General features: G+C 73.0%; 10 protein-coding genes. 8 read left to right on the plus strand and 2 right to left on the minus strand.

What is annotated here, in order from left to right; genetic code table 11:
* Positions 1 to 8 precede the first annotated feature (8 nt).
* The gene (locus OG766_RS21670; RefSeq protein WP_328726001.1) at positions 9 to 1355 is read right to left on the minus strand and encodes an SWIM zinc finger family protein; all 1347 of its coding nucleotides are present in this window, start codon (positions 1353 to 1355) and stop codon (positions 9 to 11) included.
* 133 nt (positions 1356 to 1488) lie between these two features.
* Between OG766_RS21670 and OG766_RS21675 the strand changes: the two genes are divergently transcribed.
* From OG766_RS21675 to sucD, 8 genes are all read left to right on the plus strand, one after another.
* Positions 1489 to 1911, plus strand: coding sequence for an MmpS family transport accessory protein (locus tag OG766_RS21675; RefSeq protein ID WP_328726002.1), 423 nt, complete (start codon positions 1489 to 1491; stop codon positions 1909 to 1911).
* Positions 1912 to 2021: 110 nt separating this feature from the next.
* Positions 2022 to 3134 (plus strand): ATP-binding protein, encoded by a 1113-nt coding sequence (locus OG766_RS21680; protein WP_266381784.1) that lies wholly within the window; start codon positions 2022 to 2024, stop codon positions 3132 to 3134.
* On the plus strand, positions 3131 to 5461 hold the full coding sequence (locus OG766_RS21685) for a DUF5682 family protein (protein ID WP_266381787.1): 2331 nt from the start codon (positions 3131 to 3133) through the stop codon (positions 5459 to 5461). Before OG766_RS21680 ends, OG766_RS21685 begins: the two co-directional genes overlap by 4 nt.
* Positions 5458 to 6666: a VWA domain-containing protein gene (locus OG766_RS21690; protein ID WP_328726003.1), complete on the plus strand. Its 1209-nt coding sequence runs from the start codon at positions 5458 to 5460 to the stop codon at positions 6664 to 6666. Before OG766_RS21685 ends, OG766_RS21690 begins: the two co-directional genes overlap by 4 nt.
* A gap of 178 nt (positions 6667 to 6844) precedes the next feature.
* Entirely contained in the window at positions 6845 to 7699 is an 855-nt protein-coding gene (locus OG766_RS21695; RefSeq protein WP_328726004.1) for a hypothetical protein, read from the plus strand.
* 89 nt (positions 7700 to 7788) lie between these two features.
* Positions 7789 to 8784 (plus strand): hypothetical protein, encoded by a 996-nt coding sequence (locus OG766_RS21700; protein WP_328726005.1) that lies wholly within the window; start codon positions 7789 to 7791, stop codon positions 8782 to 8784.
* Positions 8785 to 9119: 335 nt separating this feature from the next.
* Positions 9120 to 10298 (plus strand): ADP-forming succinate--CoA ligase subunit beta, encoded by a 1179-nt coding sequence (gene sucC, locus OG766_RS21705; RefSeq protein WP_266381800.1) that lies wholly within the window; start codon positions 9120 to 9122, stop codon positions 10296 to 10298.
* Positions 10299 to 10314: 16 nt separating this feature from the next.
* Positions 10315 to 11199: a succinate--CoA ligase subunit alpha gene (gene sucD / locus OG766_RS21710; protein ID WP_266381803.1), complete on the plus strand. Its 885-nt coding sequence runs from the start codon at positions 10315 to 10317 to the stop codon at positions 11197 to 11199.
* 78 nt (positions 11200 to 11277) lie between these two features.
* On the opposite strand, the gene OG766_RS21715 is transcribed toward sucD, so the two are convergent.
* Positions 11278 to 12687 (minus strand): helix-turn-helix domain-containing protein, encoded by a 1410-nt coding sequence (locus OG766_RS21715; protein WP_328726006.1) that lies wholly within the window; start codon positions 12685 to 12687, stop codon positions 11278 to 11280.
* Positions 12688 to 12758 lie beyond the last annotated feature (71 nt).

Raw genomic sequence — 12758 nt, forward strand, 5'->3', positions numbered from 1 at the left:
TGGTGCGTTCAGGTGAGGGTGACCGTCTCGGCGCTGTCGTCGGACCAGGCGGCCAGCGGGACGAAGCCGCGGTGACCGCACTCGCCGAAGACGGTGACCGGACTGCCGCCGGACAGCGCGGCGAGCTTCCACAGCCCAGGCCGGGAGAGCGCGGCGGGAGCGACGGGAAGCGCGGACCGCCCGTCCGCGTCGGCCAGCTGCCAGCCGTCGTCCCCCGGCACCGGTATGGCGTCCGTCAGCGTGACCGGCCACGAGTCCAGCCACGGGTCGTCGCGCAGCGCGGCCCCATAGGCGGCGAGCGCGTCCTGAGTGGTGCCGCCCGGGGGCGGTGCCTTGATGGGGACCGGGGCGCCGAACTGCTCGCCCAGATCCGCCCGGAGCTGCCCCGCGCCCCCGTACGGAACGACCTCGGCGTCGATCATCAGCCCCGCCGGCAGGGCCAGTTGCGGCGCGCGGCCGGCCACGCCGAAGGAGAGCAGCAGGGCCGTGCGGTGCGTCTCCCGCCCGTACAGCCAGACGCGCCGGCTGGTGATCCTGCCGTCCGCCGAGTCGTACTGCGCGAGCACCAGCCAGTCGTCCCGGACGGCGGGGCCCTCGGCGGGAGCGGTCAGCCCCACCCTGGTGCGCACGGTCGCGGCGAGCGGCTCGGGCAGCCGGTCGATGCCGAGCCAGGCCCGGTCGAGGAGGTGCACCAGCGCGGACTCCTCCAGCAGCCGGACGGGCCAGCCGGGGCCGGAGCCGGGGACGGCGCCCAGCTCCCGCACCCGTCCGGCCAGCCCGGGGGCCTGGGCGTCGACCATGCGCGCGGCCGTCTCCTCCCACAGTCCGTACCCGGAACGCTCCGCCGAGGCCAGGCCGCCCCGCAGCAGATCCGCCAGCCGCTGCTCCAACTCCCGGGCTCCCGCGGTGATCCGGCTCGCCCTGCGCTCCGCCCTGCGCCGGGCCGCCTCCGGATCGGCGGACTTCGCGGACCGCCCCTCGGCCGCGCCCCCCTCCTCCTGGTCGGCGGCGCGCTTGCGGCGTCCCGCCAGCCATGCGTCGGCCCAGTCCGGCACCTCGCCGTCCCGGACGCTCTCCTTGTCCCCCGCCCAGAGCAGCAGCAGCCCCAGCGCGTGCTTGCACGGGAACTTCCGGCTCGGACAACTGCACTTGTACGCCGGGCCCGTCGTGTCCACGATCGTCTGATACGGCTTGCTGCCGCTGCCCTTGCACAGGCCCCAGACGGCACCGCCGCCGCTGCCCGCCCCGGACCACGGGCCTGCCGTGCCCAGCTTGCTTCCCGCCTTGCGTGACGCGGCGTCAGGAGCCAGAGCCAGCACCTGTTCCGCCGTCCAGCGCACCCCCTGCTGATTCATGCCGACGACGCTACGGGCCACCACTGACAATCGCCTCTGACCTGCGGCTTCGCCTCCTCCGCAACGGTTTGACTTTGCCTTTCCTCTGCGATTCGCTGCCGGGGACAACCCGACGATCCTTGGGGGGATCCACATGCGCCGGTCCATCCGTACCGCCGTCTGCACGCTCGCTGCCGCGGGCCTCGCCTTCGGCCTGACCGCCTGTTCCGAGGCCGCGGACAAGGCGGTCGACCAGGTCGACAAGGCCGTGACCGACACGTACGAGGTGACCTACGAGGTCACCGGCAAGAACGTCGACTCGATCGAGTACCACGCGGGCGGCGGCACGGCCATGGAGCCGAAGATCGAGACGGTGCAGAAGCCCACGCTGCCGTGGAAGAAGACCGTGACGCTGAAGGGCATCATGCCGCCCGCCGTCATGCCGGTCGCGGTGGACGCCGCCGGCGCCGAGGTCACCTGCCGGATCACCTACCAGGGCAAGGCGATCAAGGAGGCGAAGGGCGAGGGCATCGCGACCACCGGCGGCTGCATCGCGGTCTCGCCGCTCGCGGGATAACTCCTCGACCGAGCCGCTGACTTCGGCCCTGACCTGCGGGAACGGGCCGTTGTCAGTGGCGTGGTGCACGGTGGGATCCACACCCGGTCGAACGATCTGGAGGGGGATCCATGACCGTGCCCGAAACCACGGCGGACACCGGCGCCGAGGCCCTGCGGCCGCATGCGGAGGACGCCTTCGCCGACGAGCTCAAGGCCCTGGCCGCGGCGGACGACCGCCCGCGTCCGGCCCGCTGGCGGCTGTCGCCGTGGGCCGTGGCCACGTATCTGCTCGGCGGCACGCTGCCCGACGGGACGGTGATCACACCCAAGTACGTGGGCCCGCGCCGGATCGTCGAGGTCGCCGTCACGACGCTCGCGACCGACCGCGCGCTGCTCCTTCTCGGCGTGCCCGGCACCGCCAAGACCTGGGTCTCCGAGCATCTGGCCGCGGCGGTCAGCGGAGACTCGACCCTGCTCGTGCAGGGCACCGCCGGCACGCCCGAGGAGGCGATCCGGTACGGCTGGAACTACGCGCGGCTGCTCGCCCACGGCCCCAGCCGTGACGCCCTCGTGCCCAGCCCGGTCATGCGCGCGATGTCGGACGGTATGACCGCGCGCGTCGAGGAGCTGACCCGCATTCCGGCGGACGTGCAGGACACGCTCATCACCATCCTGTCGGAGAAGACGCTGCCGATCCCGGAGCTGGGCCAGGAGGTCCAGGCGGTCCGCGGGTTCAACCTCATCGCCACCGCCAACGACCGGGACCGTGGGGTCAACGATCTGTCGAGCGCGCTCCGGCGCCGGTTCAACACCGTGGTCCTGCCGCTGCCCGCGACCCCGGACGCCGAGGTCGACATCGTGTCCCGGCGGGTGGACCAGATAGGGCGCTCGCTCGATCTGCCCGCCGCGCCCGAGGGCGCGGACGAGATCCGCCGCGTCGTCACGGTCTTCCGTGAGCTGCGCGACGGCGTCACCGCGGACGGGCGCACCAAGCTCAAGTCTCCCTCGGGGACGCTCTCCACGGCCGAGGCGATCTCCGTCGTCACCAACGGGCTGGCGCTCGCGGCGCACTTCGGGGACGGAGTGCTGCGGCCGGGCGACGTGGCGGCCGGGATCCTCGGGGCGGTCGTCCGGGACCCGGCGGCCGACCGCGTCATCTGGCAGGAGTATCTGGAGACGGTCGTGCGTGAGCGGGACGGCTGGAAGGACTTCTACCGCGCCTGCCGCGAGGTGAGCGTATGACGTCACGGACGGCGCCCGCGCCGACGGCCTGGCCGGCCGAGGGCCCCCTGTTGCTCGGGGTGCGCCATCACGGGCCGGGGTCCGCCCGGGCGGTGCGGGCCGCGCTCGACGCCGCAGGGCCGAAGGCGCTGCTGATCGAGGGTCCGCCCGAGGGTGACGCGTTGCTGCCGCTCGCCGCCGACGAGGGCATGGTCCCGCCCGTCGCGCTCCTCGCGCATGCCGTGGACGATCCCGGCCGGGCCGCGTTCTGGCCGCTCGCCGAGTTCTCCCCCGAATGGGTCGCGATCCGCTGGGCCCTGGCGCACGACGTGCCCGTACGGTTCATCGACCTCCCCGCCGCCCACTCCCTGGCGGCCGCGACCGACCCCGGCTGGGGCGAAGGGGAGGACGAGGCGGACGGTGGAGAGGGCGCGCTGCGGATCGATCCCATCGCCGTGCTCGCCGACGCCGCCGGCTACGACGATCCGGAGCGCTGGTGGGAGGACGTGATCGAGCACCGCGGCACCACGGCCCCGCAGGACGGTGCGGACCCTGGCGGCCCGTTCGCACCGTTCACCGTGCTCGCCGAGGCCATGGCCGCTCTCCGGGAGACCTACGGGCACGGCGGGCACGCGCGTGACCTGGTCCGCGAGGCCCATATGCGGATCCAGCTGCGCGCCGCCCGCAAGGAGTTCGGGGACGAGGTGGCCGTCGTCTGCGGAGCCTGGCATGTGCCGGCGCTGGCCGTCAGGTCGACGGCCACCGCGGACCGCGCCCTGCTGAAGGGGCTGCCGAAGGTCAGGACCGAGATGACCTGGGTGCCCTGGACCCACCGCAGGCTCGCCCGGCACAGCGGGTACGGCGCGGGGATCGACTCCCCGGGCTGGTACGCGCACCTGTTCAGCGCCCCGGACCGTCCCGTCGAGCGCTGGATGACGAAGGTCGCCGGGCTGCTCAGGGACGAGGACCGGATGGTGTCCTCGGCCCATGTCATCGAGGCGGTCCGGCTCGCCGCGACGCTCGCCGCCATGCGGGCCCGTCCGCTCGCCGGGCTGGGCGAGACGACGGACGCGATCCGGGCCGTGATGTGCGACGGCTCCGACGTTCCGCTCGGGCTCGTCCACGACAAGCTGATCACCGGCGATGTGCTCGGCGAGGTCCCGGACACGGCCCCGGCCGTCCCGCTGCAGCGCGATCTGACCCGCCTCCAGCGCAGCCTGCGGCTCAAACCGGAGCTGTTGGAGCGGGAGCTGGAGCTCGACCTGCGCAAGGACACCGACGCCGCGCGCAGCCGGCTGCTGCACCGGCTCCGGCTCCTCGGCGTCGGCTGGGGCGCGCCGGAGGCGGGGCGTGGCTCGACCGGCACCTTCCGGGAGACCTGGCGGCTGCGCTGGGAGCCCGAGCTGTACGTCAAGGTCGCCGAAGCGGGCGTGTGGGGCACCACGGTGCTCTCCGCCGCGACCGCCAGGGCGGAGGCGCAGGCCGTGTCGGCGACGGCGCTCGCCGATGTCACCTCCCTCGCCGAGCGCTGCCTGCTCGCCGAACTGCCCGAAGCCCTCCCGGTGGTGATGAAGGCCCTCGCCGACCGGGCCGCGCTGGACGCGGACGTCGGCCATCTCGCCCAGGCCCTGCCGGCGCTCGCCCGCTCCCTGCGGTACGGAGACGTCCGTGCCACGGACACCGCGGCGCTCGGTGACGTGGCGGCCGGGCTCGCCGAGCGGATCTGCGTCGGGCTGCCGCCCGCCTGCACCGGCCTCGACGCGGACGGCGCGGCCGAGATGCGGGGGCATCTCGACGGCGTCCACACGGCGATCGGACTGCTGCCGCGGGCCGAGGAGTTGAGCGGGCGCTGGGCGGACGTGCTGCGCAAGCTCGCGCTGCGCGACACCGTGCCCGGGGTGATACGAGGGCGCGCGGTCCGGCTGCTGCTGGACGACGGCCGCCTCGCCGAGGACGAGGCCGCACGGCTGATGGGGCTTGCGCTCTCTCCCGGCACCCCGCCCGCCGACGCCGCGGCCTGGATCGAGGGCTTCGTCGGCGGTGCGTCGGGAGGCGGCATGCTCCTGGTGCACGACGAGCGCCTCCTCGGACTGGTCGACGCCTGGCTGACATCCGTTCCGGCGAGCGCGTTCACGGATGTGCTGCCGCTGCTGAGGCGCACGTTCTCGGCATACGAGCCGGGCGTGCGCCGCACCCTCGGGGAACTGGTGCGGCGCGGCCCCGCGGCCGGGGGGCGGCCGGCGCGGGGAGAGGCAGGCGTGCCCGGATTCGGGGCCGGGCTCGACGAGGAGCGGGCGGACGCGGTGCTGCCCGTACTGCGGCTGATTCTGGAGGGGGAGCACGTATGACAGCGCCGGGAGCACAGAGGGCAACGCCGGACGCGCCGGCGGACACGGCACCCGACGAGCGGCTGCGGCGCTGGCGGCTCGTCCTGGGAGGCGACGCGGCCGACGGCACCGGCTGCGCACTGTCCGGGACGGACACCGCGATGGACGGCGCACTGGCCGCGCTCTACGGGGCGGCGGGCAGCGGCCAGGACAGGCGGGGCGGCAGGCGTTCGGCCGGGCTGGAAGGCTCCGCGCCCAGTGTCGCGCGCTGGCTCGGAGACATCCGCACCTACTTCCCGAGCTCCGTCGTCCAGGTCATGCAGCGCGACGCGATCGACCGGCTCGGCCTGTCCACACTGCTGCTGGAGCCGGAGATGCTGGAGGCCGTCGAGGCGGACGTCCACCTCGTCGGGACCCTCCTCTCCCTGAACAAGGCGATGCCCGAGACGACCAAGGAGACCGCCCGCATGGTCGTCCGCAAGGTCGTCGAGGACCTGGAGAAGCGCCTGGCCAGCCGCACCCGTTCGACGCTCACCGGCGCGCTCGACCGCAGTGCGCGCATCAGCCGCCCGCGGCACCGGGACATCGACTGGGACCGCACGATCCGGGCGAATCTGAAGAACTACCTGCCCGAGTACCACACGGTGGTGCCCGAGCGGCTCGTCGGCTACGGACGCGCGTCGCAGTCCGTGAAGAAGGACGTCGTCCTGTGCATCGACCAGTCGGGGTCGATGGCGGCGTCCGTCGTCTACGCCTCGGTGTTCGGCGCGGTGCTCGCCTCGATGCGCTCGATCGCGACGCGGCTCGTCGTCTTCGACACCGCGGTCGTCGACCTGACGGAACAACTGGACGATCCGGTGGACGTCCTGTTCGGCACCCAGCTCGGCGGCGGCACGGACATCAACCGGGCCCTCGCGTACTGCCAGTCGCAGATCACCCGGCCCGCCGACACCGTCGTCGTGCTGATCAGCGATCTGTACGAAGGCGGCATCCGGGACGAGATGCTGAAGCGGGTCGCGACGATGAAGGCGTCGGGCGTGCAGTTCGTCACCCTCCTCGCGCTCTCCGACGAGGGAGCCCCCGCCTACGACCGCGAGCACGCGGCGGCCCTCGCGGCGCTGGGTGCCCCGGCGTTCGCGTGCACGCCCGACCTCTTCCCCGAGGTGATGGCCGCAGCGATCGAGAAGCGGCCACTGCCCATACCGGACAAGGCGACTCATCAGTAACAAGGGACTTGCGTAAACCCAGGAGGCTCGTGCAAGCATCGTCCCTGTTGCCCGTGGAGGGTCATGTTCCGCGACTGGGAGGGCTCGTCCCATTTCGACTGTCACCGCTGCTCAGCCTGTTGCCGCCGGGCGCTTCGTGCGCCGTGCGGCCGGCCGGCATGCGGTGCGTGCGGCAGCGGTGTTGCTGTTCCTCGGCGGGCTGGCGGTGCTGGGATTCGTCCTCGGCGGCCAGGCGCACGCGGCGGAACGGCCCGGCGTGGCCACGGCGTCGGCCGCCGCGGCCGACCGCGGTGCTCCCGTTCGCAGTGGTCCCGTCCGGCAACTCCGTGACAGCGCCGAGCCGGTCAAGAGCGTGGCACGGCACGCGGTGCGGCCGGCCGCCGAGCAGGCCGTGCGCGACGTCGTGCGGCCCGTCGCCGAGCCGGTGGTGGAGCGGGCGGTCCGTCCGGTCGTCCGGCCCGTCGCCGACGCCGTCGAGAAGACCGTCACCGATGTGACGGAGCCCGTCGCTGACGTGGTCGACCCGGCCGTCCAGGGCCTGCCCGCACGGCCGTTGCCCGTACCCGCCCCGATGTGGCCGGGCGACGGAGCGGCCGTTCCCGGCCTGGATCTGCCCCTGGGCAGCGCTCCGGCGGCCGGCATGCTCGACGTGCCACGACCCGTCGCACCCGCGGGCCCCGCCCCCGTCGCCATCGCGGCCGGCAAGGTCCCGGCCACCGACCGGCAGTACCGCTACGGGTACGTCGCGGACGCACCCGGGTCCGCCCGCGCCGACGCGGCCGTCCGTACTCCGGTGTTCGGTGACGGCCTGGGCGGCGGTCCGTACCCGCGGTACCCCGGCCACGTTCCGGCCGGTCCGCACGGTGGCGTGATCCAGACCGCCGCCGACAACCACACACCACGACCCGGCGACCAGCACGCCGCGTGGTTCCCGCACGCCATGGCCTTCGGGCTCGTGCCCGGCTCCCGGCAGCCGGCGACCGGCGCCGACGTCCGCGACCGGCATCGCGACATCCTCGAATTTCCCGGATAGGGCAGGCCGTTCCCCCGCCTCATGACCTGCCGCGCGGGGGCGGAGCAGGTCTGCCCGAAACCGTCGGAAACCGAAGGAAACTCCCGATCATGAACAAGAACATCCGCCGTTCCATAGCCGTCGCGGCCGGTGCCGCCGGCATGTGGGCCATCGGCACCGCCGCCGCCAGCGCGGACGAGCTGCCCTCGCTCTCCCTCTCGACCGCCGACCAGGCGGTGGACTCCGTCGACGACACCGTCACCGGTGTCACCGAGGCCCCGGCCGTCGCTGCCGTGACCGGCAAGGCGCAGGCCACGGTGCAGGCCACCGCGGGTGCCGCGAGCGCCACCGCCGCCACCGTGACGGGCACCGCCACCGCGACGGCAGAGCAGGCCAAGGGCGCCGCCCACGACGCCACCCGGGCCCCGGTCGCCGCCACCGCGGACCAGACCCGCCACTACGTCGAGAGCGAACTGCCCGACGCGGGCGCCGAGATCGACTACCTCTTCGGTCCGCTCTCCGCCTTCGCCCCCGAGCTGGTGGAGCAGACCCCGGCCGCGGCCCAGGGCTACGCCCAGGGCGCGGTCACCGCCGCCGGCCCGATCGTCGACGAGACCGCGCAGGACGTTCTGCCGCCCGTCGCCGACCGCGCGGTCGACGGTGTGCTCCCGGTCGCCGGCCAGGCGGTCGGTGACGTCGATGGCCTGGCCACGGGTGTCGTCGGCGACGTGACCCCGTTCGCGGGCGGTGTCGTGGGCGAGGTCCAGCCGTTCGCGTACGGCGTGGTCGGCGAGGTCCAGCCCTTCGCGGGCGGCGTCGTCGGCTCGGTCCAGCCGGTCGTCGAGACCGTCGTCGACCACGTTCGCCCGGTCGTGCACGGCGTCGGCGGCAGCGCCGGGAACCTCGCCCACGGCGTCGTGGGCGACGTGACCCCCTTCGCGGGCGGCGTCGTCTCCGAGGTACAGCCGTTCACGCAGGACCTGACCGGCACGGTCGCCGCGACGCCGGTCGCGGGCAACGCCGTCTCGGGCGTGCAGGGCGTGGCCACCGCGGTCACCCCGAGTTACGTCGACACCCTGGGCGGGCAGCTGACCCAGGGCGTCTGACGGCGCCACGCAGCAGGTGACCGGCGGGTCACGGACATCGACGGGCGGTTCCCATTGGGGTGGGGACCGCCCGTCCCCGTACCCGGCTCGTGCCGGGTGCGTCGCCGTCCCGTCACCGCAGAGTTCCGCCGCGCGCGCGATCTGTGACCGGTATCACCGCTCCGGTGTGATCTGCGATTTAGGCCCCCACGGCCCACGGGGATAACCTGCGAGACGGACATGCCGCGTGCCCGGACACCGTGTACGCCTCCCTAGTGACAGCGCAGTCACGTTGCCCTTCGCGGCACGCCCACGCAGACAACGAACCGCGAATCACGGAAAAGGGACGGACGCGCGTGGACCTGTTCGAGTACCAGGCGAGGGACCTCTTCGCCAAGCACGGTGTACCGGTGCTGGCCGGTGAAGTCATCGACACGCCTGAGGCGGCGCGCGAGGCGACCGAGCGACTGGGCGGCCGTTCGGTCGTCAAGGCGCAGGTGAAGGTCGGCGGCCGTGGCAAGGCCGGTGGCGTCAAGCTCGCCGCCACGCCGGACGAGGCCGTCGCCCGCGCGACCGACATCCTCGGCATGGACATCAAGGGCCACACGGTCCACAAGGTGATGATCGCCGAGACGGCTCCGGAGATCGCAGACGAGTACTACGTCTCCTACCTCCTCGACCGCACCAACCGCACCTTCCTGGCCATGGCCTCGGTGCAGGGCGGCGTGGAGATCGAGGTCGTCGCGGAGGAGAACCCCGAAGCCCTCGCGAAGATCCCGGTCAACGCCAACGAGGGCGTCGACCTGGCGAAGGCCCGCGAGATCGTCGCGGCCGCGAAGTTCCCGGCCGACGTCGCCGACCAGGTGGCCGACATCCTGGTCACCCTGTGGAAGACCTTCATCGAAGAGGACGCGCTCCTCGTCGAGGTCAACCCGCTGGCCAAGGTCGCCGACGGCCGTGTCATCGCCCTCGACGGCAAGGTCTCGCTCGACGAGAACGCCGACTTCCGCCAGCCGGAGCACGCGGTGCTCGAGGACAAGGACGCAGCCAACCCGCTCGAGGCTGCCGCCAAGGCCAAGAACCTCAACTACGTCAAGCTCGACGGCGAGGTCGGCATCATCGGCAACGGCGCGGGTCTGGTCATGTCGACCCTCGACGTCGTCGCGTACGCCGGTGAGAACCACGGTGGCGTGAAGCCCGCCAACTTCCTCGACATCGGTGGCGGCGCCTCGGCCGAGGTCATGGCGAACGGTCTCGAGATCATCCTCGGCGACCCGGACGTCAAGTCCGTCTTCGTCAACGTCTTCGGTGGCATCACCGCCTGTGACGAGGTCGCCAAGGGCATCGTCCAGGCCCTGGAGCTGCTCAAGGCCAAGGGCGAGGACGTCTCCAAGCCGCTGGTCGTGCGCCTCGACGGCAACAACGCGGAGCTGGGTCGCCAGATCCTGTCCGACGCCAACCACCCGCTCGTGCAGCGTGTGGACACCATGGACGGCGCGGCCGACAAGGCCGCCGAGCTCGCGGCCGCGAAGTAAGGGAAATCAGACCACCATGGCTATCTTCCTCAACAAGGACAGCAAGGTCATCGTCCAGGGGATGACCGGCTCCACCGGCATGAAGCACACCAAGCTCATGCTGGCCGACGGCACCAACATCGTCGGTGGCGTGAACCCCCGTAAGGCGGGCACCACCGTCGACTTCGACGGCACCGAGGTGCCGGTCTTCGGCACGGTCGCCGAGGCGATGGAGAAGACCGGGGCCGACGTCTCCGTTCTCTTCGTTCCGCCGGCCTTCGCCAAGGCCGCCGTCGTCGAGGCGATCGACGCCGAGATCCCGCTGGCCGTCGTCATCACCGAGGGCATCGCGGTGCACGACTCCGCCGCCTTCTGGGCGTACGCGGTCAGCAAGGGCAACAAGACCCGGATCATCGGCCCGAACTGCCCGGGTCTGATCACCCCCGGCCAGTCCAACGCCGGCATCATCCCGGGCGACATCACCAAGCCCGGTCGCATCGGTCTCGTGTCCAAGTCCGGCACGCTGACCTACCAGATGATGTACGAGCTCCGTGACATCGGCTTCTCCTCGGCCGTCGGCATCGGTGGCGACCCGGTCATCGGTACGACGCACATCGACGCCCTCGCGGCGTTCGAGGCGGACCCCGAGACCGAGCTGATCGTGATGATCGGCGAGATCGGCGGCGACGCCGAGGAGCGTGCGGCCGACTTCATCAAGGCCAACGTCACCAAGCCGGTCGTCGGTTACGTCGCGGGCTTCACCGCGCCCGAGGGCAAGACCATGGGCCACGCCGGCGCCATCGTCTCCGGCTCCTCCGGCACCGCGCAGGCCAAGAAGGAGGCCCTGGAGGCCGCGGGCGTCAAGGTCGGCAAGACGCCGACCGAGACGGCCAAGCTGGCGCGCGAGATCCTCGTCGGCTGACCTTCACAGGCACCCAGCGGATGGGCCCGCACCCCGGTCTCCGGGGTGCGGGCCCATCCGCGTTCCGCCGCCCGGCCGTCATCGGGCGAGCGGAAGGAGACGCTCCGGGCCGGTGTCGAGATGGGAGCGGAGCTGCCCGCGGAGCCGGTAGTCCGCCTTCGTGTAGGGCTCGGGGCCGCCTCGGGGCGGTACGCCGCCGACCGTCTCGCCCGGCGACTGCGGCGGCTCGTAGTGGTCCTCGGTGACGGCCATGGTGATCGCCGCGGCCCCGAGGATCAGCGCGGTCAGTCCGATCGCGGCGCGGGTCCAGAGCTCGGCACGGTGCTCGCTGCCCGCGCGGACGCTACGGGCCGACGCGATCTTCGGCGCCGCGACATGGGCGACCAGATCGCCCAGCTCGGCCTGCAGAGCCTGCGGTTCGGCCAGCTCCGGCAGCCGCTCGGCGACGGCGGCGCGGGCGTTCAGCAGCCGGTTCGCTGCGGCCGGCGTGCTGGCCTCGGTCTCGGCAGCCGTCTCGGGCAGGTCGATGCCGAGTCCGTCGTACAGCAGCAGCGTGCGGCGGTACGAGGGCGGCAGTCCGAGCAGCGCCTCGCGGAGCGTGGTCCGGCGGGGAGCGGGGGGAGCGGAAGGCCCGGCTGTCCGGGTGGCCGGGGCGGCCGGATCGTCGGGGTCGGGGCGGCGGTGGACGCGGCGCAGCCGGTGCCAGGGCGACATGGCGTGCTCGTACGCCACCATGCGCACCCAGCTCGCGGGGTCCCGGTCCACGGCGACCTCGGGCCAGCGCTGCCAGGCGAGGTGGAAGGCGCGCTCGACGGCCTCCTGGGAGAGCAGGCGCCGACCGGTGAGCAGATAGGTCTGGCGTACGAGACCGGGTGCGGTACGGGCGTAGAGGTCGTCGAAGGCCTGCTCGGCGGTGAGGAAGGCAGGGGCGGCCGGAGCCCCGTCGGCGGAATCGGACGTGGAGGGGGCCTTGGCCGGGGTCGGGGCCTTGGCCGGAGGCGTGACCGGGGGTGGCGGCGGGGGCGCCACGGGTGGCCTGAGAGCGGGCGGCGTTCGCGGTGCCTCCGGCGCTTCCCGGGCTTCCGGAGTCTCTCCGGCTTCCCGTGCCGGCCGGGCGGCCGGCGACGTTCCCCGGGATCCCGGCGCTTCAGGCGCAGGCGCAGCCGGGGACACGTCGGGGGCCGCGGCCCATTCCGCCTCCTGGGCCTGCACGACGTCCACGGCGTCCTCGGCCTGCACGGCGTCCTTCGCCTCTTCGCCGTCCCGGGTCGCACCCGTGGCGAGGAGCTTCGCGTACGCCTCGCGCTTGCGGCCGCGCGGGGTGGTACGTCCGGTCTCCCAGGACCTGATGGTCGTCTTGGTGACGCCCAGGGCCTTCGCGAACCGTTCCTCGCTCAGTCCCCTGGCCTCGCGCAGCCTGCGTCGTTCCTTGGGGGAGGGCAACGGGGGCGCGGCCGCTTCGGTGCTGTCCGCGGTGCGCTTCGTCATGAAGGCCTCCCGGGGGAGCCGTACTGGGCCGAAAAGTACATAAGCGTATTTTTAGCGACACAGCGAGCAAT

The organism is Streptomyces sp. NBC_00259 (assembly GCF_036181745.1).
In the GTDB taxonomy this organism is placed as follows: Bacteria; Actinomycetota; Actinomycetes; order Streptomycetales; family Streptomycetaceae; genus Streptomyces; species Streptomyces pratisoli.

Excerpts from the sequence above, each read along its gene's own strand:
- OG766_RS21670 (WP_328726001.1), bottom strand. The coding sequence starts at position 1,355 with ATGAATCAGCAGGGGGTGCGCTGGACGGCGGAACAGGTGCTGGCTCTG.
- OG766_RS21675 (WP_328726002.1), top strand. The coding sequence starts at position 1,489 with ATGCGCCGGTCCATCCGTACCGCCGTCTGCACGCTCGCTGCCGCGGGC.
- OG766_RS21680 (WP_266381784.1), top strand. The coding sequence starts at position 2,022 with ATGACCGTGCCCGAAACCACGGCGGACACCGGCGCCGAGGCCCTGCGG.
- OG766_RS21685 (WP_266381787.1), top strand. The coding sequence starts at position 3,131 with ATGACGTCACGGACGGCGCCCGCGCCGACGGCCTGGCCGGCCGAGGGC.
- OG766_RS21690 (WP_328726003.1), top strand. The coding sequence starts at position 5,458 with ATGACAGCGCCGGGAGCACAGAGGGCAACGCCGGACGCGCCGGCGGAC.
- OG766_RS21700 (WP_328726005.1), top strand. The coding sequence starts at position 7,789 with ATGAACAAGAACATCCGCCGTTCCATAGCCGTCGCGGCCGGTGCCGCC.
- sucD (WP_266381803.1), top strand. The coding sequence starts at position 10,315 with ATGGCTATCTTCCTCAACAAGGACAGCAAGGTCATCGTCCAGGGGATG.
- OG766_RS21715 (WP_328726006.1), bottom strand. The coding sequence starts at position 12,687 with ATGACGAAGCGCACCGCGGACAGCACCGAAGCGGCCGCGCCCCCGTTG.